Annotated in this window: 18 protein-coding genes; 11 read left to right on the top strand and 7 right to left on the bottom strand. The window is 45.1% G+C overall.

Going from position 1 to position 22227, the window contains the following annotated elements:
- Positions 1-7 precede the first annotated feature (7 nt).
- Together JK188_RS06640 and JK188_RS06635 are read left to right on the top strand one after the other, a co-directional pair.
- Entirely contained in the window at positions 8-670 is a 663-nt protein-coding gene (locus tag JK188_RS06640) for a CerR family C-terminal domain-containing protein (protein ID WP_211885590.1), read from the top strand.
- A gap of 90 nt (positions 671-760) precedes the next feature.
- Entirely contained in the window at positions 761-1645 is an 885-nt protein-coding gene (locus tag JK188_RS06635) for a 4Fe-4S binding protein (protein WP_211885591.1), read from the top strand.
- Positions 1646-1688: 43 nt separating this feature from the next.
- Here the strand turns inward: JK188_RS06635 and JK188_RS06630 are convergent, their stop codons facing one another.
- A complete protein-coding gene (locus JK188_RS06630; protein ID WP_211885592.1) occupies positions 1689-2582 on the bottom strand; it encodes an alpha/beta fold hydrolase in 894 nt (297 codons plus the stop codon).
- A gap of 136 nt (positions 2583-2718) precedes the next feature.
- Entirely contained in the window at positions 2719-3906 is a 1188-nt protein-coding gene (locus JK188_RS06625) for an MFS transporter (RefSeq protein WP_211885593.1), read from the bottom strand.
- A gap of 110 nt (positions 3907-4016) precedes the next feature.
- Here JK188_RS06625 and JK188_RS06620 point away from each other — a divergent pair, with 110 nt between their 5' ends.
- The gene (locus tag JK188_RS06620; RefSeq protein WP_336431236.1) at positions 4017-4943 is read left to right on the top strand and encodes a LysR family transcriptional regulator; all 927 of its coding nucleotides are present in this window, start codon (positions 4017-4019) and stop codon (positions 4941-4943) included.
- On the opposite strand, the gene JK188_RS06615 is transcribed toward JK188_RS06620, so the two are convergent.
- The 3 genes from JK188_RS06615 to JK188_RS06605 all read right to left on the bottom strand — a co-directional run bounded on the left by JK188_RS06615 (position 4940) and on the right by JK188_RS06605 (position 7084).
- Positions 4940-5569 (bottom strand): helix-turn-helix transcriptional regulator, encoded by a 630-nt coding sequence (locus JK188_RS06615; protein ID WP_036948015.1) that lies wholly within the window; start codon positions 5567-5569, stop codon positions 4940-4942. The two genes, JK188_RS06620 and JK188_RS06615, sit on opposite strands and share 4 nt — an antisense overlap.
- A gap of 85 nt (positions 5570-5654) precedes the next feature.
- Positions 5655-6623, bottom strand: coding sequence for a threo-3-hydroxy-L-aspartate ammonia-lyase (locus JK188_RS06610; RefSeq protein WP_036948014.1), 969 nt, complete (start codon positions 6621-6623; stop codon positions 5655-5657).
- Positions 6624-6667: 44 nt separating this feature from the next.
- Entirely contained in the window at positions 6668-7084 is a 417-nt protein-coding gene (locus tag JK188_RS06605; RefSeq protein ID WP_211885594.1) for a RidA family protein, read from the bottom strand.
- Positions 7085-7473: 389 nt separating this feature from the next.
- Here JK188_RS06605 and JK188_RS06600 point away from each other — a divergent pair, with 389 nt between their 5' ends.
- The 5 genes from JK188_RS06600 (at position 7474) to JK188_RS06580 (ending at position 18197) form a co-directional block, all read left to right on the top strand.
- Positions 7474-11208 carry a DUF4132 domain-containing protein gene (locus JK188_RS06600; protein ID WP_211885596.1) on the top strand — a complete coding sequence of 1245 codons (3735 nt, stop codon included), beginning with the start codon at positions 7474-7476 and terminating at the stop codon, positions 11206-11208.
- A gap of 38 nt (positions 11209-11246) precedes the next feature.
- A complete protein-coding gene (locus JK188_RS06595; protein WP_211885597.1) occupies positions 11247-12353 on the top strand; it encodes an ATP-binding protein in 1107 nt (368 codons plus the stop codon).
- Between the two features lie 66 nt (positions 12354-12419).
- Positions 12420-14978, top strand: a complete 2559-nt coding sequence (locus JK188_RS06590) for a DUF5682 family protein (protein ID WP_211885598.1) — start codon at positions 12420-12422, stop codon at positions 14976-14978.
- Positions 14971-16131 carry a VWA domain-containing protein gene (locus JK188_RS06585; RefSeq protein WP_211885600.1) on the top strand — a complete coding sequence of 387 codons (1161 nt, stop codon included), beginning with the start codon at positions 14971-14973 and terminating at the stop codon, positions 16129-16131. Before JK188_RS06590 ends, JK188_RS06585 begins: the two co-directional genes overlap by 8 nt.
- Complete coding sequence (locus JK188_RS06580; RefSeq protein WP_211885602.1) at positions 16128-18197, top strand: SWIM zinc finger family protein; 2070 nt, start codon at positions 16128-16130, stop codon at positions 18195-18197. Before JK188_RS06585 ends, JK188_RS06580 begins: the two co-directional genes overlap by 4 nt.
- A 49-nt stretch (positions 18198-18246) precedes the next feature.
- Here JK188_RS06580 and JK188_RS06575 read toward each other — a convergent pair whose 3' ends face one another.
- Positions 18247-18732, bottom strand: a complete 486-nt coding sequence (locus JK188_RS06575) for a MarR family winged helix-turn-helix transcriptional regulator (protein ID WP_211885603.1) — start codon at positions 18730-18732, stop codon at positions 18247-18249.
- An 85-nt stretch (positions 18733-18817) separates the two neighbouring features.
- Here JK188_RS06575 and JK188_RS06570 point away from each other — a divergent pair, with 85 nt between their 5' ends.
- From JK188_RS06570 to JK188_RS06560, 3 genes are all read left to right on the top strand, one after another.
- Complete coding sequence (locus JK188_RS06570) at positions 18818-19696, top strand: EamA family transporter (RefSeq protein WP_211885604.1); 879 nt, start codon at positions 18818-18820, stop codon at positions 19694-19696.
- A 61-nt stretch (positions 19697-19757) separates the two neighbouring features.
- Complete coding sequence (gene alkB, locus JK188_RS06565) at positions 19758-20399, top strand: DNA oxidative demethylase AlkB (RefSeq protein ID WP_211886414.1); 642 nt, start codon at positions 19758-19760, stop codon at positions 20397-20399.
- 91 nt (positions 20400-20490) lie between these two features.
- Positions 20491-21516 (top strand): threonine aldolase family protein, encoded by a 1026-nt coding sequence (locus tag JK188_RS06560; RefSeq protein ID WP_211885607.1) that lies wholly within the window; start codon positions 20491-20493, stop codon positions 21514-21516.
- 46 nt (positions 21517-21562) lie between these two features.
- On the opposite strand, the gene JK188_RS06555 is transcribed toward JK188_RS06560, so the two are convergent.
- Positions 21563-22150 carry a TetR/AcrR family transcriptional regulator gene (locus JK188_RS06555; protein WP_211885615.1) on the bottom strand — a complete coding sequence of 196 codons (588 nt, stop codon included), beginning with the start codon at positions 22148-22150 and terminating at the stop codon, positions 21563-21565.
- Between the last annotated feature and the right edge of the window lie 77 nt (positions 22151-22227).

The following is a 22227-nucleotide window of genomic DNA, read 5'->3' as shown; positions in this document are numbered from 1 at the left end:
GCTGCATATGACAGAAATAAACAAAAACACACTCTCTTCGGAGCTGACGAAAGAAAAATTAATCAATGAAGGCATCAAACAGTTTGCTCTTTATGGTATTAATGGCGTGAGAACTCGTCAACTGGCTGAAAGTGCTGGAGTTAACCAATCTGCCATCCCTTATCATATGGGTGGAAAGATGGGGGTCTATGCAGCTGTTATCCATAAAATTGCGGCAGATCTTGCCCAAATGAGCAATGTGAGCATATTTGATGTGCAGTTTGAGCAATTAAAATCACGGGCAAGCCATGAGGTAATAGAGGTTGAATCATTACTCCGGCTATTAATTAAAGGGCTAGGGTTGGCGTTGCTGTCACCGGAACATGAGTATTATTCAATATTAATCCTAAGAGAGCAGCTAGAACCTACAGAAAATGCAGATATTATCTTTAAAGAGTTTATCGAGCCTTTTCATTCTCGCTTAACTTCACTTGTCCAATTTATTACGGATAAAGATCAAGCGACGGCGATTATTTCAGCACATGCTTTAATTGGGCAAGTTTTGGGATTTGTGATTGCGAAAAAATCACTATTAAAACGCTTGAATCAAAAAAGTCTTGATAAAGATTTATTGGACAAAATCTTAGAGCAAGTGAGTGCCTTTGCGTGTAATGCCATCATATCTCGTTAATTTTTAATTTATGTCATGTTAATTTTAAGCCGTTGCATTAAGATGATAGAAAGTTATTAAGCTTAATCATCAAAGGTAAACGAATAGATTATGCGGCGGTTCATTCAGTTAGATCTTCCTCCAGAACCTGTTATTAATGAAAAGTGTGTCCATAAGCGCTTGAAAAATAGTGTTTGTGACAACTGTGCGAGCAGCTGTCCTGTGGGTGCGATTTCTTTTGGTTTTATGGATGCGAAAATTGATAATGAACTGTGTTATCAATGCGGTAACTGCCTGTTTACCTGTCCTGTCGATGCCATTGAAAATATTCAACCTCATGAACGAACCTATCAAAATGGTTTTTTGGTTATCAGCCATGATGAGCCACTTGCTAGCCCTGAAGAACTGATTGTTTGGCATCGTCAATATGCCATTCGAGGTATGCAAATTCCTGAACCGCTGGTGGATAAATGGTTGCCAGCTTTAGCGGCATTAAATTTAAAACTAGAAGCATTACAAGAGCCTATTTGGAGTTTGACCATCACCAAACCTGCGGAAGTGGATAGTGGGCGGCGTAGAATGCTTTTTCGTCAAAAATTAGATAGTCAGCCATTAGATAGTGGCAAGGTTAAAACGGGATTGAATGCCAGAAAACAGTTTTATCCTGAGGATAGCTGGTTCCATATTGCATTAGATACGGCCAGTTGCATTTTATGTGGCGCATGCGCGAAAGTGTGTGATGAGCAGGCGATAGAGCTAGAAGATCATCAATTTAGTTTAGACGATAAGCGTTGTACAGGCTGTATGAGTTGCCAAGTGGTCTGTTTCCCAAAATCAATTCAAGTTCATCCTCACGTGGCAAAAAATAGCGAACCACAGCATTTCTATTATTTTGATGGGACATGCCAAAAATGCCAATTACCTTTTTCGGCATGGACTTCGGAAGAAACTCTGTGCCCAATTTGCGCACAACATAAACAGCAAGGCTGGCTATAAATAAACGCCTCGTTTCAGGCGCTTATTTACAAACTTAACGTTATTAATTCACTTCACTCTCTCGCATATTCTCAATAATCATTTCAGCAATTTGAGGGTTTAATTCGGCTGGCGTATCGTGCCCCATACCTTCAATCACTTCTAATTTTGCCGTTTCAATATTATCAAAAATATCCTGACCTGAAGTGACGGGGAATAATGGGTCAACAGAGCCGTGTATCACCAGCGTTGGGGCGGTGATGGCACTAAGGAGAGGTCTCAAATCACCCGTTACTGCAACGGCGGCTAACTGACGTTTAGTGCCTTCAGGAGAGTAGTTACGCTGGAATGCTTGTGCAATATAGTCACGGCAATTTTCTTCATCGAACGGCACGCACGTTGAACCAATGCGGCGGTAAAATGCGAGTTGCCCAGCAATGTAGCCTTCAAAATCCTGTTTAGGATCTACGCTAGGAGACATTAGCATTTTCATGACATCCGGCTCGCTTTGCGGCAATTGCGGATTACCCGTTGATGACATAATTGGGCAAAGTGAAAGAGTGCGGTTCGGAACTTTTGATGCAACCACTTGCGCTATCATTCCACCCATTGAACGCCCTACAATATGGGCTTTTTCGATGGATAAGCTATCTAACAAGGCGATAATATCATCGGCCATTTCAAATAAGGTGTAGGGAACATCGACATGCTCGCCGTTTTGTAAGTGCTCAGCCATTTCCCCAATATTTAGTGGCGGATAATTATCTAAATGTGGCGATAAACCCGCATCACGGTTATCGGGACGGATAATATAAAAACCTGCATCGGCAATTTGTTGGCAAAATTCTGATGTCCAACTAATGTTATGTCCACCTAACCCTGCAATAAGTACGACAGCAGGGTGTTCTGGCTGACCAAAGGTATCGTAATACAGTGTTAATGGTGCTGTTTTTGTCATTTTATTTCCCTATTTTTGGTGATAGCTATTTATGCAATAACTCAGCAAGAAAGGCTAGCGCTAAAAAAAACAATCGCTACTAATTTAAACGCCATTTACTTTAGTTATTAATAATAAATCGACTTTGTTAGAGAATTTAGCGAGCTTTTTTCTGGTAATAATTGATCCCTAACAGCGCAAGCGCAGCCACAAATGACAATACCGCGACATGCAAATTGCCAATTAATCCATACAGTGAGACGAAAATACCACCAAGTGCAGAGCCTAAGGCGATTCCGCCATTAAAAAAGGCAATATACAAGGAGCTTGTGGCTTCAATATTATGAGCGCTGTAACGCATCATCCAGGTCATTAAAGTGACCGATACGCCACCATAAGCAATTCCCCAAAGTACCATAATGGATAATGCCATCCATACACTCATTGGAAGGAATATATATGCGCCTAAACTTAAGACAAGACCGCTGGCTATCATCACGACCGCAAAATTTAGGTGTTTGTTGGCGGTGAGCCCAAACAGAAAGTTACCTACGATACCAGCCAACCCGTAAATCAGTAATAAGCCTCCTAAAAGGTCCACGGAAATCAAACCATTATTGGATAGCAGCGCACGAATATAGGTAAATGCCATAAAATGCCCGGATACAATAAGTAGCGTTATTAACAGCCCATTGATAATGATGGGACGCTTAATTTCAATGATAAACGTTTTGAATGTGGGAGACGTCATCGCGGGAAGTGAAGGTAATTGCATGAGCAAAGAGAAGAAAAGTAACAAAGAAATAAAGGACATTGAGGCAAATGCCGCACGCCAGCCTAACCATTCGCCCATTAAAACGCCGAAAGGTACGCCCAGTACCGACGCTGCTGCCACGCCACCAAAAACTAGCGAAGTTGCTAGCGCGACAGCGGGGGCAGCCACTAAGCGAGGCACTAACCCGCCTGCTAAGGCCCAAATAATGCCAATACAAACGCCAACAAAAAGACGACTGATCAAGAGTAGCCAATAATACGGTGTTAAAGCCGCCACTAAGTTACAAAGGGTCAGTAAAAGCGCCCCAATCAATAACAGTGTTTTGCGGTCAATAGAACGCGTAAATAACACAATCAGCGGTGAGCTGATGGCGGCGCTGATAGCTGGAAGTGTCATTAAGAAACCGGTGGTTGCTAAGGAAACAGAAAAATCCTCCACAATCGGCGTTAATAGCCCTACGGGGATCATCTCGGTTGTCACCACACTGAAGGTCGCCAGCATGAGCGTCAGGATGGCTCCCCATCGCTGTTGAAAAGTTGCATTGGTTTCAATCGTTATTGTGTTCGTCATATAAAGTTCCAAATAATGGCGGTCAGTAAATAGTTTCAAGCGTTAATTGATCTTATCTGGGACATTATTGATAATAAACATCACTATCGTGGCTTCATTGGGGGCTAATCGTGTCTAATCCGGCATCATTACTGATGGATAACTTGTTCGACCTGAAAGTTTTTGTGGATGTGGTTGAAACAGGAAGCTTTACGCATTCAGCACAAAGACTTGGTATTTCGCGTTCAGCCGTGGGGAAATGTGTCGCGCGGTTAGAAAACCGATTACAAATTCGCTTATTGCATCGCACAACGCGAAGCCTTCGCTTAAGTGATGAAGGGCAAACTGTATATGAAGGTGCGCTCAAAATTTTACACGAAGTCGCCAATATCGAAAACGAACTGAGTCAGGGACAACAGCAACCAAAAGGATTATTGCGTATTACGGTTCCGGTTATATTTGGGCGTTTGTACATCATGCCTATTGTCAAAGAATATGCACGGCGATGGCCTCATGTAGAGGTGGACGTTCATTTCTCGGATGACTATAGCGATATTGTTGGGGAAGGTTTTGACCTCGCCATTCGTATTGGGGGAAATGATGATAACCGGCTGATCCGCAAAGTCTTAGCACCACATCGAATGGTCACTTGTGCATCTCCTACCTATTTACAACGATATGGTACTCCACAGAGCATTTCCGAGTTAGTAAAGCACCAAAAGTTGGCGTTTAAACATCGGGGTAGTGTGGTTCCGTGGCAATTTCATACCCCTCAAGGAAAGCAACTATTCCCCGTATCAGGGCGCCTGACGTTGAATGACACTCAGGCAATTCTAGATGCCAGCATTGAAGGCGAAGGAATTTGCCAGTTAGGGGCTTTCTTAGTGGGAACTGCTATTCAGCAAGGGCAACTACTACCGATATTGAGTGAATTTTCTCGCCAAGAATCATCGATTTGCGCTTTATATCCGACAAAACGTTATTTGCCGCTCAAAGTGAGCTACTTCCTAACGTTGATCGATGAATGCTGGCAAGGAAAAGCAATTTGGGATTTTTAACTGTCTTTTTTGGCATATAAATAGACCGAAGCTCGAGAAACCCCAAGGTGTTGCGCGATGGTATCCATGGATTTTTTAATATCAAGAAGACCTTCTTTGCGTAAAATCTCAATTAAGGCAACTCGGTCATCAGCCTTCAAGGTTCGGGGAGTGGCGGCGATAGAAGCGGCGTATTGATCGATGCGAGTACGAATAGCTTCGCTGCCGTTGGGTTCTAAATGCTCTTTGACGGGGCTGCATCCCACCTCTGTAAATTGTGACAGCATACTTTGCATGCTGCGAAACTGGGTCATATCTAAATTGAGGCACAATGCGGCAACGTATTGCCCAGTTTCATCTTTGATACCGATTGATGTGCTCTTGGCTGGGCGTCCATCTGGAAATTGATTGGCATAATTGGCGATGATATTGGGGAAATCGGCGGATTCAATACGGGCGAGACCCAATTCAGTTGTCGGTTGACCTTCTTTGCGCCCAGAGAGGTTGTTATGAATCGAAATAATCGAATGTTCGGGGTTTTTCAGATCATGAACCACTACTTCACAGAAAGGGGCGAAGGTCTCACTTAACCCTTGTGCTATGGCTTCAATTTGTGCCAATAAACTGTTTTCTTGTGGCTTTGCCATAACTCTACCCCTTCATCTATTTTGGATATCTCTTTAAATATTAAACTATTTTTTTCAATTCTAATAGAGAAGGGGCATAAATTGCTTAAGCTAACATTAATTCTGCGAAGCGCTTAATGTCCACATTTCCGCCGCTAATAATAATCCCAATACGTTTGCCGCGCAGCTGTTCTTTCATTTTCAAGGCGGCAGCGAAAGAAAGGCAACCTGTCGGCTCCACAATTATTTTCATACGCTCAGCATAGAACTTCATGCGATCAACTAATTGCGCATCGGTCACAGTTAAAATGTCATCCACATTTTGTTTGATTAGCTCAAAAGTGTAGTTCCCCACATGTTGAGTTTGTGCACCATCTGCAATAGTTTTTGGCGTATCAATGTGCACAATTTTTCCACTACGGAAAGATTGCTGCGCATCATTACCGGCTTCAGGTTCAACGCCATACACTTTGCAATTCGGCGATAATGCGCGCGCTGCGAGTGCACATCCAGAGAGCAACCCACCACCACCTAAGCAAACAAAGAGGGCATCCAGCTCGCCAACTTCCTCAAACAGCTCTTTAGCCGCAGTACCTTGACCCGCAATAATATCCACATGGTCGTAAGGTGGGATGATGGTCAATCCTTCTTTTTCGGCAAGATCGCGACAAAGTTGCTCTCTATCTTGGGTATAGCGGTCAAATCTAATCACTTTAGCTCCATAGCCTTGAGTGGCGGCAACTTTGACTTCTGGAGAATCAATCGGCATCAAAATGGTGGCTGGAATATTCAACATTTGTGCCGCCAGCGCGATACCTTGAGCATGGTTTCCTGATGAAAATGCGATTACTCCTGCTTTTTTTTGCGCTGGAGTAAGTTGTGAAAGAGCATTTAACGCGCCGCGAAATTTAAATGCCCCCATACGTTGGAAATTTTCACATTTAAAGAATAACTCAGCGCCAAACTCTTTGTTGACTGTCGTGGACGTCATCACTGGGGTTTTGTGAGCAATACCTGCAATGCGCTGTGCTGCGGCTTCGACATCTTGATAGGTCGGTAATGTTAATTCAGACATGATATACCCCATTATTAAATGGCTAATTGGTAATAACTTGATTTTTATAACAATGAACTTGCCGCTACAGCGGTTGCTTCAATTTCGATCCCCGCACCAAAATGCAGTTCACTGACACCCGCAACAGCGCGAGCAGGACGAAACTCGCCAATCCAATTGGCATAAATTTGATTAAACACCGGCCAATTGTCCATATCCGCGATATAAACCCGAACCTGAACCAATTGTTGCCGACCGACACCACTGGCAGATAAGCAAGCCTCTAAATTTACTAATACTTGTTCTGCTTGCTGAGTAAAGGGTGCGTCCGCATGGACATTTCCTTGGCTATCTGTGGGTAATTGCCCCGATACAAACACGAAACCATTCGCCGTGACTGTGTGTGAATAGTGCCCTCTTGGTGGAACCAGCTGGGAAGCATTAGTGTATACGATATCTGTGTAAGCGGTATTTTGGCTCATTGATTTTCCTCATTCGGAAATTTAACTTATACAATAAGTCTAATATTAGATTATATGTTTAGTCAATGGCTTTTTTGCTGTTTAAATGAACTAAAAATTTTCGTCAACTTGCCGATGATATCTGGGCAGATCAAGCTAAAAATGAGAAAGATTGTTATAGATGGCATTTTGCTCACAACGTCATACATTACTGATCAATCTTCCATAAACAGGCGGTATTTGAAGCAAGTGTTGGGAAAATAGCGGGGGAATAATTAAATTATTGGTATTTAATTCCAGATGAATAATTAAGCAGTAAAGTTAAATAATCAGGAATAAGAATAATCAAATTGAGATGAATAACTAAAAATGATAAGAAGTTGTTATATAACTACATTTAGGAAATTAACATGGCTAAAATTACCTTTGACCTTCTGGCTATTTATGGCGAAAAAGGGGAAACCGCAGGATTACAATATTTACAAGAATCCCTGCTTCCTTTTGCCGCATTTGAAGAAAGCTTACCCAAATCGCTCTTTGATTATGTCATTGAGGGTAAATCCCCTGAAATTCTGATGAAACTGGGGCAGTTGGACAAAGAAAAAGCCACAATTTTGTTAGACAAACCGGGAACGGTGGATTGGTGGTGGGGAAGCCACAGTTTTGATGCCGGCTCGTATAGCAAAGTAATCCGCCAAGGTAAAAATGCTCGCCATAAACTGTATTCCAAAGTGGGTGATGATATTACGCCAGCGCAGATCGCGCGTTTTGCAAAAGTGGTCGCGGTGGCTTGCCAAGAGGTAAATATCAAAATTCTGACGCCAGAATTGCCGTCTTGGATGCTGTATTTACTGTGTGATGCGTTTGTAACCACCTTTGAAAATTCACGCCATGCTAAATATGAACACCGTAAACACTGGAACTACGGTCTGCTCAGTCAGTTAGTGGAAAATGAAGCCGAACAACCGGGTAACACCGTGCTATACGGTATTTTTGATAGACAAAACCTGTCTGATTATCACTACGAAAATATGGCGTTATTATTCGCTATCCCAGGTTTAAAAGAATACTTAATTGCTGAGCAAGATTTTATTCGCCAAAGCCTGCTGAGCAATTTATCCGCCAGTGGTCAGATCCAATTGATCGATATCCTGAGAAAAGACGAGGCGCTGTATAGCGTGTTTGCCGATATTTTAGTGCTATTGGCAACCAGTTCACTGAAAACCGTGCGCTCAGCGGCTGAGCCAGTAATGTCTATTCTGCCGGAAGAGGCGGTTAAAACCCACTTAACCAAAGTACTGCTTGAAGGAACGCCAAAACAGCGTACGCAAGCGGCGGATCTGTTCGCCCGTATTGGTAAAGATAGAGATATTCTTGAAGCGGCATTGAAAGTGGAAACCAACAAAACCGTCCTCAAGAGCATTGAAAGTGCGATTTCTCGTTTTGATGTGATGGATTGTGCGAGTGAAGTGGAAGCGGTGGAAATTCCAGACGTTATTCCGATGGAAGATACGCCATTGCCAGCAAGCGCCGTCGATATTTTGGTCTCTAACTTCCGTGAAATGCTGCAAAAAGCGAAAGAAAATGCTGAGCGCGAACTGGAAGAAAACAAACAAGAAAAGCATAAATACACGTGGTCACAACGCCATTACAAAGAGTTCAGTCAACACAGTGAAGACGAGTGTGCTGGCTTATTAGCTAAATTAAACTCGGGCGTTGGGGTGATCACTGATCATGAATACAATGTCATCAAGCACAAAGAGCGCATTAATAATTTACCGGAATTCACGCTATTCCACGCGTTGCGTTTGCTGAGTCATAACCGTTCTGATGTTGAGCATTTTTCTCACTATCAACTCACTCGTGAAGTTCCCGTTCGCATCCTGTCGCAGCTCGATTTACGTCAATTAGAAAAAGGGCTTGAGCAGTGCCATTTTAAAAATGCGAGTCGCTTAATTGCTGACTTATGCCTGCGTTCATACAGTGATGGATTAGGGCTATTTAGAGCGCCGGAACAAATTTGGCCGTTCTTTATGCAGTACCCTGATTTCTTAAGCGAAGCGCTGGGGCTTATCCCGCAGCACCAAGGGCATCGTTATTACCAAGAGTATGATGCGTCTAATGCGGTAACCATTTTAGGTAAATACCCGACCATTCCAGCACGATTCATTCCTCGCATTATGGAGTTGGCGCTGGGTGAAAACAAAACCCACCGTTTAAGCGCTCAAAAATTGCTGGAAACCTTACCAAGCATTCACGTCAATGCGGCAGAAGGATTGGACTCTGGTAAACAAGAGATCCGCGTGACTGCCATCGAATGGTTAGCTCGCTTAAAACATCCAGATTCCCTAAAACCGCTGTACGCGTTGCTGAAAAAAGAGAAACGTGAAGTGGTAAGAGCCGCATTATTAACGGCATTAGAGCAATTTGGCGAAGATATTTCCGGTTACTTAGCTCCGAAAGTTCTGCTGGCAGAAGCGCAAAAAGGCTTAAAAGCCAAAGCACCGGCGAGTATGGCATGGTTTGATCTGGACGCTATTCCAGCCATGACCTGGCAAGATAATAAAAAGGTGGACGCGGACATCATCCGCTGGTGGATCATTCTGGCGGTGAAGTTAAAAATGCCAGCGGGTAATGGGCTATTACAGCGATATATCAGCTTATTATCATTAGACAGCCAGCGTAAGTTAGGTAGCTTTATTCTCAACAGTTTTATTAGCCAAGATGTGGCGGGACCGTCACTGGAAGCGGCGATGGCGGAAGCGGAAAGAGACGCTCCATCACGCTTGAAAAACTACCAAGATTGGGTAAAACGCTGGCCTGAATACTATGCCAAGTATGAAAACTTCACCCTTGAGCAGACCATCAACGAGATCAAAAACGAAGTATTAGGCCGTTATTTAGGCTCGGCTATCAGTGAAAAAGGGATGCTTGCGCTGATTTGTGGCGTGGAGGGGCATGTTGCCGTAACCATGCTGCGTAACTATATGCGTGACCATTACCAGCGTCGCGCCCAAATTGAAGCGATGATTGACGCGATTGCCGTCAGCAATGATCCGCTGATCATCCAGCTTTTATTATCACTATCGCGTCGTTATCGTACCGCATCGGTCCAAGAAAAAGCTCGCGGATTAGTCTCTGACATTGCGCAGCGTAACGGTTGGAGCGCGGATGAACTGGCAGACAGAACCATCCCAACTGCAGGTATGGACGAAACTGGCACCTTAGTACTGGAATATGGCGATCGCACATTTACGGCTAAACTCGATGCCCAGCAAAAACTGGTGTTATTTAACCCAGAAGGTAAAGAGATCAAAGCGCTGCCGGCGGCACGTAAAACCGACAACGAAGAGCTGATTAAAGAGTCGAAAAAACTCCTGACATCCAGTAAAAAAGAGCTTAAGCAAGTTATTGAATTACAAACTGCGCGTCTGTATGAAGCGATGTGTGCTGAGCGTCTGTGGAGCACGGCGGATTGGCAGGAATATATTCAAAATCACCCAGTGATGCGTGGATTGATTGAACGACTGGTTTGGTTAGAAGTGAAAGATGACCAAGTGATCAACCAATTCCGTCCATCCGATGATGGTTGCTTGTTAAACCTTGATGACGATGAAGTCGAATTGAGCGCAGATTCCAGCATCAAGCTCGCTCATGCGGCGTTATTATCAGACGCTGACCGTAAAGCGTGGATTACTCATTTTAAAGATTACAAAGTCAAATTCCTATTCTCGCAGATGGATCACACCATTCCAGATCTGGCGTTAACACTAACCGAAATCGAAGATAGAAAAGGCTGGCTAACGGATACCTTCACCTTACGCGGCGTGTTAACCAAAATGGGGTATCAGCGCGGTCAAGCGGAAGACGGGGGAAGCTTCTGTCATTACTTCAAATATTTCTCCAGCCTAGATTGCTATGTGTATATGGAATTCAGTGGTAGCTATGTCCCAGAAGAAAATATCCCTGCGGTGTTGTACTCCTTGAGTTTCGACCAAGCACAAAAAAGTTCGTGGGATAGAGGCTATGTGGAACTGAAAAACGTGCCGCCGATCCTGTTAGCCGAAAGCTATGCTGACTACCTGAAAGTCGCGGATGCCTGTAGCGGTTTTGACCCTGAATGGGAAAAGAAAACCCCGTGGTAATCATTGATTAATCGACGCATAAATTTAGGAAACCAAACATGGCTAAGGCGAAAAAAGTAACAGAAGGCGTTCTGCGTGAAAGCGCAGAAGTGCGCTTTGCGGATGAATTAGAACGATTAACCCAAGCGGATAAAGACAATCCAAAACCACAAGGTTGGCTACGTTCCCCGCGGGCGGTTCGTCAATTTATTCTTGGGGATGAAGCACTGCAAATTACCCCCAAGTTTTTTGGTGACGATGCGCTAGTAGATCGCACCATTGTGACCTTACTGGGTAAACAAGGGTTAATGCTGGTAGGGGAGCCGGGTACGGCGAAATCCATGCTGTCCGAGTTATTAGCGGCGGCGATCAGCGGTGACTCCGGTTTAACCATTCAAGGCACGGCGGGTACCACGGAAGATCATATTAAATATTCGTGGAACTACGCGCTGTTACTGGCGGAAGGTCCAACTGAGAAAGCATTAGTGAGTTCACCCCTCTACCAAGGAATGCAACAAGGCAAAATTGTGCGTTTTGAAGAGATCACTCGCTGCCCACCTGAAATTCAGGACGTGCTGGTCAGTATGATGTCTGAGAAGCAAATGATGATCCCTGAAATGAAAGATAATGCGCGGATCAGCGCCAAATCAGGCTTTAACTTGATTGGTACTGCCAACTTACGTGACCGCGGTGTGCATGAAATGTCATCGGCACTTAAGCGTCGATTTAATTTCGAAACGGTCAAACCTATCCAAGACCCAGCATTTGAAATTGAACTGATCAACAAGCAATTGACCGTTGAACTGGGTGAGCTGGATGGCAAAGTGACTGTCCCAACAGATGTGATCGAATTATTAGTCACGACATTCCAAGAATTACGTTCAGGCAATACCAAAGATGGTGGAAGTATCAAAACCCCAGATGCGGTGATGTCTACGGCGGAAGCGGTTAACATCGCCTATGCCTGTGCATTGGAAGCTCACTATTTGGGGAATGGCACACTGAACGCAGGCGCTGTGGCGCGCCAGTTGATTGGTGTGGTACTCAAAGATAATGCGGATGATATCAAACGGATGCGTTATTACATTGATAATGTTGCCCGCGAACGTGCGAAACAGAGCGAAGCATGGAAAGCCTTTTTCGATGCATCCCGTGAATTCTGGTAATAATATCCGTCGTCGCAGTGTGGTGGTAAATACATCACCACACTGTCCCTATGAGAGACATCATCGGTGAGTTTATCAAACATCACATTGCCAGAACGGCTACAGCAAGCGCTTGAACAGTGGAAAATACTGGATGAGCAACAGCTCTATTTTGCGCCCGTTCGTCACCATAGTCCCGCCTGTGCTTATAGTGTATTGAGCTTAATTGAACAGGTTAAGCCTGACTATGTGCTGATAGAAGGCCCTGACAGTTTTAACCCATTAATCGCGGGTTTATTGGATGGCGATACACGTCCGCCCGTGGCGATTATGGGGCAGACTACCCTGAAAAGTGCGCCTACTGAATCAGATGAAAGTGACGCTGTCACGAGATCGGCGTATTTCCCATTTTGTGAATATTCCCCTGAGTGGCAAGCGTTACACGTAGGGCAGCAGTATCAAGCTCAGCTGCGTTTTATTGATTTGCCGTGGACAGCACAGGTGGAACTTGATCTGGAAGGCGAAAGCCAGCATCAAAGCCTGCAACGGGAACGCTACCTTGCCCATAGCTTATTTATTGCTCAGCTAGCGAAAAAGTGTGGGTGCCGTGATCATGATGAACTGTGGGAACATTTGTTTGAGCTGCGCCCATTAACGTCGGTTGCCAATTGGGCTGATTTCTTCCGCGATACCTTTATTTGGTGTGCCTTGGCGCGTTTGGATTACGAGCCAGAAGTACTGAGTTCGGAGGGTTCAATTCAGCGTGAAGTCCATATGCAAGCACACATTCAAACCATTAAAGCGGCAGAGCCAAACGCGAAAATTGTGGTTGTGACGGGCGGATTTCATACCTTGGCACTGCTTGAAGGGCTTGGAGAAGCGGCAGCACGGCAATTTAAACTCTCTTCCGAGCAACAAAAACAATTTGCATCCCAGCAAAAGTTGGCAGACCGCGACAGTGCTTGGCTTATCCGCTATAGCTTTGACCGGCTCGATGCATTAAATGGTTACGCCTCCGGCATGCCGTCCCCCGCCTTTTATCAAAAAGTGTGGGAAGGGCTGCTGGCACAACGCACTGACCAAGCTCAGCAAAAAGTGGCTGCCACGGCGGCTTATCGAAATCAGCTCGGTATTCAATTTTTGGCTTACGTGGCTGAAGTATTAAGAGAAAAGCAATTTGATGCAGCGCCGGGCTTCTTATCCGTCAAACTCGCCGCAGAGCAAAGTCTGAGACTTGCTGCATTTCGTGGACACACGGGTGCTGGTCGCTATGATTTATTGGATGGGCTGCAAAGTGCGTTTATCAAAGGCAGCTTAGATGAAAGCCAAGATGAACTGTGGCAGCAAATCAAAACTTGTTTTTCTGGCTTTACCTTGGGGCAGATCCCCAAAGGCACCATCACACCGCCATTGGTTTCTGAAACCTATTCACTGGCGAAAGCGTTCCGCTTTAAACTGGACGATACGCTAGCCAAAGTCAGCCGTTTAGATGTATACCGAAATAAGCAGCACCGCTTGCGCAGCCGCTTTCTGCATCTTTTAAGTTTCTTAGAGATCCACTTCGCCAAACCACTTTCTGGCCCCAATTTTCTTTCGGGCAACCAGATGGATTTACTGTTTGAAGAGTGGCAATACGCGTGGACGCCAAATGTGGAAGGGGAGCTGATCGCGCTTTCTGAAAAAGGCACACAATTAAAAGCTATTGCACTGAATAAAATTTTGGCGATGGAAAAGCAACTTGAAGAGCAAGGCGTCAGCCGCTCGAGCCAAAGTGCGGTGACATTGCTAATGCAAGCGGCGTTGATTGGGCTTCATCAGCGCATTCCAACGTTATTTACGTTATTAGATAGCTATATTCAGCAAGATAGCCAGTTTGAATCATTGGTGGCATGTGGCCATAAACTGGTACACCTATGGCGCGGGCGTAGCTTCTTTGATCTTGAAGAAGACACGGGCATCAAACAGCGGGTTGATAAAGTACTCTCCCAGGCTTTTTTCTGCTTAGATCAAGTGGCTCAAGGGGATGAACAGCAGCAAGAACACTATTTTAATGCGTTACTGTCTTGCCGTGAATTAATCACTTTTATGCCTGAAATTAGCCGCGATACGGATCATTCCGCAGAATTTTATGCGCAATTGAGCCGGTTGGATGGGCGCCTTAATCACGCGCCGCTAATCAAAGGGGCGGTGGATGCTATTCGTTATCTTGGTGGTCAAATTGATGAATCGGTACTGACCCAGGAAATTCAGCGAACGTTCAGTCTAGGTAGCGACCCGGAACTGGCTATCGGTTATTTCATTGGCATTATGCGTACCGCACCGGAATTGGTTGTGCGTTTACCCCTATTAATAGAGTTACTCAATGAACTATTGGGTGAGTGGGATGATGGGCGGTTTTTGCAAGTGTTACCGGATCTGCGCTTTGCGTTTAGCCAATTAACCCCAAAACAGAATGCGCAAATGGCGCGAGTGGTCGCGCAAAAATTATCGATGGATACCCAAGATTTAACCCTCCATCAGACACAATTTAATCAGCAACAATTACTCCAAGCCATGGAATTAGAACAAAAAATTCAGTATCAGCTTGAAGACCAAGGGTTAACCGAGTGGTTTGCGCTGCAAAATGAGGGGCTATCTCATGGATAAGCAGCCAGAAGATGCGCAATTAACCGAAGAACAGCTTCAATTAGCGAAACGCTGGCGCCTTATTTTAGGCCAATATGCGGATGGCGCTCTGGGGCAAGCGGCGCTAAATGGTGATGAGCTCAAAATCGAGCGGTCATTGGATTTTTTATATCGCCGTGAATATCAACGTCGCGGTTTACGCCAAGAAGGCGGACGTCATGGCTCGTTAGACGCGTCCCAATTAACGGCGGTTAACTGGCTGAACCAAGCCCGCAAATTGTTCCCGAATAGCACCTTTGAGCGAATGCAGTCGCAGGCATTAGAGCGTTATGAGATCAGTAGCTTATTAAAAAGCCCGCAAGCCTTGAATGCAATGGAGCCCACCAAAGCCTTAGCAAAATCGTTATTAAGTTTGCGCGGTAAAATGAGCGAAGAGACGCGGGATGCGGTGAAGAATATTATTCGCAAAGTGGTGGATGATATTTTAAGCCAAATGCGAAACCAATTTCGCCAAGCACTAACGGGGCGTCGCAACCGCTTTAAGCGATCGCTACTCCCCAATAGCCGTAATTTCGATTGGCGAGCCACCATTGCCGCGAACCTAAAGAATTATGATCAACAAAATCAGCGCTTAGTGATAAAAACCCCGTATTTTAACTCCCGCCAGCAACAGCATTTGCCGTGGGATGTGATTTTGTGCGTCGACCAAAGTGGCTCGATGGCAAGTTCGATTATGTATGCGGCGGTGTGCGCCAGTATTTTAGCGGCATTACCGGCGGTGCGTGTCTCTTTGGTGGTGTTTGATACCCAAGTAGTGGATCTTAGCCACTTAGCCCACGATCCGGTGGAAGTATTAATGACCGTGCAGCTCGGTGGGGGAACCGATATCGCCAAAGCGATGCATTATTGCGAGAGCTTGATCCGCAATCCGAAACGCACGGTGATTTCGTTGATCAGCGACTTTGAAGAAGGCGGGGCATTGAATAACCTGCTCAATTGCACCGAGCGCTTGAATAGCCAGCAAGTGAAATTGTTGGGACTCGCCGCTTTAGATGATGATGCATTGCCAGTTTATGATACGGAGATTGCCCAGAAGCTGGCGGATCGCGGTATGAGTGTGGCGGCGTTAACCCCAGAGCATTTTGCTCACTGGCTGGCTGAGGTGATGCAATGAGTTGGAAAACCGTTTATTTACATTATGATGACGACGCATTGGCCGTATTTGCCAACGTCGGGTTGCTGCGCCGCGCCCGTAAGGATCTGGAAAGTGGTAAAGTTTCTCCGGTTTGTTTAGCGGATGGAACTTTTACCAGCGATGGTCAGAACGTCACGTTAGATCCTCAAGGGGTACAAAAAGCCAGCTGCGACTGTTCGGCTTCGGGTTGCTGCAAACATATTCTGGCTGCGGTGCTTTGGGTACAAACAAACAGCGATGAACAATCGATTGATTTTACAGAAGATAGTTCAGAATTTGTCGATATTGAACCGCTACTGCCTGAGCTGTTGGCATTCGATGTTCCCGCGTTAATCAAGCAAAACAGTAAGCCAGATTGCCGCCTGGCGGTGAAGATCTTACAGGATTGGCAAGATCATGCATTGATCTTGGAGGACCAATCGAATCAGTTGAAAATAACTATTCCTCATTATGATGAGCCAATTATCTATATTCGGGGGAATGGCTTTCAAGGGATGTTGTCGTCATTACCAGAGAAGCAGCAAAAAGCCCTCCATTTGGCAGCGATCGCTAAGGTATTTCTTCAGCATAATCAGCCGTGGAATTGGCCTGACGATCTGATGCCTAATCGCGAGGTCATGCTTACATTGAGCGACGATGAGCAAGCGGTTATTGCGACTATCCAGCGTTTTATTCACGATATGCTGCGTCAGGGGCTTTCCCATATAAGCCAAAGCAGCGCCGCGCAATTGCATTTATTGAATATGTCGGCGCGTGCGGAAGGTTTGCCTCGCTTGGCCAATTATTTAAAGCGTTTAAGCTATCAAGTGAAGTTATTAGCCCAGCGACATTTCACGATGGATGAAGGACAAGTTTTGCGGTTTATCGCGCAAATTAGTGGCTATCTTTACCAATTAACTCACGCCAGCGACGATAAAATTGCGCAATTGCGCGCTTTTGGTCGTTGCCAATATGATAGTAAAACGGACATTCTCTCTTTGATCCCAATTCATGCCGAGTGGTGGCAAACCCAAAGTGGCGCTATTGGGGGAACGTTTAGTTTTTGGGATAACCAAGAGAAAAAAGTGGTGCAGTGTAGCCAAGCACGCGCCAATACCCTCGACCCGAATTTCACCCGTCACAGTGTCTGGCAAACGCTAGCCATTTGGAAACAAACGGCAGATAACCTGATGCGTAGCGGTTTTGAGTTGCACAATCCCCGCTTATCCGATGAGGGCAAACTTGCGGCTAGCGGCGATAGTTATGCCGTCAGTCGCAGTGCGGTGAGTCACGTTCCATGCATTTCATTCAATGATTACCAAGTATTGAAAAGTGAGCTGGGGTTTGAGGACTGGAAAGCGGCAACGGCCTATTTTAATGCGCTTACCGATGATGCTCAGTTTGAGCCTGCTGTGCTGCATATCGACAGCTACGAACCGCTACATTGGAATGAAATCGAGCAGTGCGTCAGTTGGGCGGTGCTGGATGGGAACCAGAATCGGGCATTTTTGCGATTAAATTGGCAAGGCACAGAAAATCACAAAATTGAAGAACTGCGTTTTATCACTCAGAAAGGTTGGGAAATTAGTGCGGTTTCCGTTCAAGTCAGTGTCTCTCAGCAACAATTACAGCTTACGCCGAAAACCCTCTGGTTGAAAAAAGAGCAGGGTATTGAGCTATTTTATCTCGACTTTGAATCGGTACCTCGTAAAAAACAGTCTTCCAAGTTTATGACGTCGATTGCGGAATATATGGCGAAAAAGCAGCAAGACCGTACGGCATTTGCGCCAATGCCAACACTGGCACAGCAGGTAGCCCGTCCAATCTTGGCGGTATTGGAAACACAAAGTTGCACAGGGCGCGCACAGTTATCAGCGAGTCAAATTGACGAGTTAAACTTTGTGGTCAGGACATTGCAGGATTTGGGGATGTTGTGGTTTGCCAAGCAACTGGCACATTACTTAACGCGGGAGAATCAAACCGCCGAAAATTTACTGCGCTTGGTGTATCTTTGCGACCAATTTGAGCGTTCGCAAAAATTGATGCCTTTTGAGTTGAATAGCTAATTTAGCCAGTAAAAATAGAACGGGGAAAAGGAGTTCCCCTCTCTACATTCTATGATTCTAAATGACCTAGAAACGTTCGTAATAGCTGATTCAGCGCTTGTTGCTCTTCATTTGACAGTGATGCCACCAAACGAGATTGGTTTTCGGTATGAGCTGTCACTACGCGGTTGATCAAATCCAACCCTTCCGTTGTTAAACTCACCAAAAAACCGCGCCCATCATCCGGATTGACATGACGCGCCACGTAACCGGCTTTCTCGAGCTGATCGATACGGTTGGTCATCGTGCCGGATGTCACCATCAGGGTCGCAAGCATATCGCTGGGTGACAATGTGTAAGGGGAACCTGCACGGCGCAAAGTGGCGAGTACGTCAAAACTTGATCGGTTTAGACCAAATTGGGCAAATACCTTTTCCATTTCACGGGTCAGGTGATGGGCAACGTTACCTAAGCGACCAATCAGCCCCATAGCGCTGATATCAAGGTCGGGGCGTTCACGTTCCCACTGTTGAGTGATTTTATCGATTCTATCCATAGGCAAATCATACAATAATCTATCTTGACGTCAAGGTAGTTTGAATTTATCTTGACCTCAAGATAAATTCAACGTGAGCGTATTCATGAATAGATATTGGGTTCTGTTTTTAACGGCATTAGCACCGATAGTTTGGGGAAGTACCTACTTGGTGACAACGGAAATGTTGCCTGCGGGTATGCCTCTGACGTTAGCCATGCTCCGCGCCTTACCCGCAGGATTGCTACTTTTACTCCTTTTACGCAAATTGCCTCAGGGAATTTGGTGGGGACGAGTACTGATTCTCGGCATTTTAAATTTTTCGTTGTTTTGGTGGCTATTGTTTATCTCCGCATACCGTTTACCGGGTGGCGTAGCGGCAACGGTAGGCGCGATTCAACCGCTGATTGTGCTATTTCTTAGCCGTTGGTTATTAAGTAGCCCGCTATCGAGTATTTCGATATTTGCCGCACTGAGCGGTATTTTCGGGGTGGCTATTTTATTATTGACGCCAAGTGCCGCGTTAGATTTAACCGGGATTATTGCAGGTTTAGCCGGGGCATTTTCTATGGCGGCAGGAACGGTATTGAGTCGTCGCTGGCAGCCACCTGTTTCAGCATTGACCTTTACCTCGTGGCAATTAACCGCAGGTGGGTTAGTCTTACTGCCGTTTGCGCTGTTACTTGAACCTGCGTTACCTTCTTTGAGTTTGTTAAATATCGCAGGTCTGAGTTATTTAACTTTGATCGGTGGCGCACTGACTTATGCATTATGGTTTCGCGGTCTCGCTATCTTAGGACCCAGTTCAGTCGCATCCCTGGGATTCTTAAGCCCGATGAGCGCCGTTATCCTTGGGTGGCTGTGGCTTGACCAACAACTCAGCCCATTACAGTTACTCGGCATGTTGGTGATTTTACTCAGCGTCTGGGGTAGCCAAAAAGCAGAACGTAAATTGGCATTGAAAAGGCAGCAACAAGCCGCTTAAATATCAAAGGCACTTTTTCTGTGCCCATTTTTAATGCGTGGTGACTATATGTGTGGTGACAATGTTATTTCCTGATGAAGAGAATACGATTGAGATTGCGCCAGACGCTTATCTCCTTAAAGGTTTTTTGCTTGGGCAAGGGGAGCCGTTATTAGCTGCATTGCATGAAGTGATTGCTCAAGCGCCTTTGCGTCATATGCAAACCCCAGGGGGCTATGGGATGTCAGTGGCGATGACCAATTGCGGTGGCTGGGGATGGGTGACGGATAATAAAGGTTACCGATATTCCTCTGTCGACCCGATGACTCAGCAGTCATGGCCCATGATGCCCGCATTATTTAAACAGTTGGCGATAAATGCCGCTGAAAAAGTCGGTTTCTCTCATTTTGATCCAGATGCCTGCCTAGTTAACCGCTATGGTGTGGGGGCTAAAATGTCGTTGCATCAAGATAAAGATGAAGCTGATTTCGCCCAGCCGATTGTCTCCTTTTCATTAGGATTGCCCACTATCTTTGATTTTGGTGGAGAAACGCGTGAGTCTTTACGTCAAGCAATCCCATTGGAGCACGGGGATGTTTTGGTATGGGGTGGGCGCTCGCGGCTCAATTATCACAGTGTACGACAAATCAAATCAGGGGTTCATCCTCAACTTGGGGCTTACCGTTTTAATCTGACATTTCGTCGCTCACAGCTTATGAAGTGACTCGTTTCTGCAAGCCAAAAAATATCATTGAATATTGAATAATATCCGCATATAACTGTTGGCTTGTTTTTAACTTAACGGTAGGTTGCCAATGTACAGCTTTATTAATGATTATAATGAAATAGCGCACCCAGCAGTGATGGAAGAACTTAATAGTTTAGCGGGGAAGCGTTTTGAAGGGTATGGTACCGACACGTTATGTGCCAGTGTGGCTGAGCAAGTGAAACAGCGCATTGGGCGCCCAGATGCAGATATCCATTTCTTTAATGGTGGTACGATCACCAATTTAACGACCATCTCTCATATATTAAGACCTCATCAGGCTGCTATTGCGGTAGATTCAGGGCATATCGCGGTGCATGAGACGGGCGCAATTGAAGCCACTGGGCATAAAGTTTTCACTGTTCCTTCGGCATCAGGTAAGTTAACCCCAGCGCTGATTGAGCAAGTTTTGGCACATCATACTGATGAGCACTGTGTACAGCCCAAATTGGTGTATATCAGTAACTCGACAGAAATTGGGACGGTATACCGTAAAGATGAGCTGGTTGCACTGCGTAAAGTGTGTGATGAGCATGGTTTATGGCTGTTTATGGATGGTGCACGTTTAGCCTCAGGCTTAATGTCCCATGCGAGCGACGTAACGATTGAAGATATCGCTCAGTTGACGGATATTTTTTATATCGGTGGTACTAAGATTGGAGCATTGACCGGTGAAATTCTGGTGATTTTAAACCCAAGCTTAAAATCTGATTTTCGCTTTAGCATCAAGCAAAAAGGGGGATTGCAGGCGAAAGGTTGGTTATTAGCGGCTCAATTTAAAGCACTGTTTAAAGATGACCTTTATTTCAAATTGGGTAAACATCTCAATGATATGGCGATGCATTTAGCGGCATTCTTTACTCAACAAGGTTTTGAATTCTTAGCGCCAGTTGAATCAAACCAAGTGTTTGTGGTGCTACCGGATGATTTAGCGAAGAAATTGTTGGAACATTACGTTTTAAGCAGTATGCCAGCGCCTGAAGCGGGTAAAACTTGTGTGCGTCTGTGTACTTCATGGTCCACAAGCGAACAAGATGTTGAAAAATTTATAAGCGTATTTAAGTCACTGCGTTAATTGCGTCATGAGTAAGCCCACTATATGGGCTTACTGTTATCAGCGATTATTTAGCAGGGAGTTTTAGTCCATTCAGTAGCATATCAATGCTAGCAATACTCTGTTTTAGCCGAATTTCACTCTTATCTTGCACTATCCAGTAGGCCGCTTCGGATAAGCCTCCATTCAGTAACGCGGCGAGGGCGCGAGGCTCTACGTTGGCAATAACATTATCTTCTACCAGCTTGGCGATGATTTTTTCAATAGCGTCCGCACATTGTAAGTTAGATTTTGCAATGGCTTCTCCTAATACCGCTTTAGCATCTCGCAAAATAATTTGCTGATATTCAGGCTCTAGCGCCATTTCTAAATAGGCATGACAGCGTTGTTGAAAGCTTGACCACAGGTCATCGCCGTTGTCCGTAATTGTTTGTAAACGTTGGTTCATTTCAGCGTCTATTTGTTCGACAACAGCTAAGAATAATCCTTGTTTGTCCCCAAAATGGTGATATAGCGCGCCGCGAGTCAATTCAACACTGGCAGTTAAATCATCCATTGATGTGTCTGCATAGCCTAAACGGCAGAAAAAATCCCGTGCCGTCGCCAGTAATAGGGCGCGAGTTTGTTCCATTTGGGCTTGTGTTCGTCTTGCCATAAAACCTCTTACATACATTGCGTATGATTATTTACATTCATCTCGTATCAATATATCATTTTTATACATACACACCG

Origin of the sequence: Providencia sp. JGM181, from assembly GCF_018257375.1 — a bacterium.
GTDB lineage: Bacteria > Pseudomonadota > Gammaproteobacteria > Enterobacterales > Enterobacteriaceae > Providencia > Providencia lanzhouensis.
The sequence above is the reverse complement of the archived record's forward strand: the minus strand, read 5'-3'. Positions and strand labels throughout refer to the sequence as shown.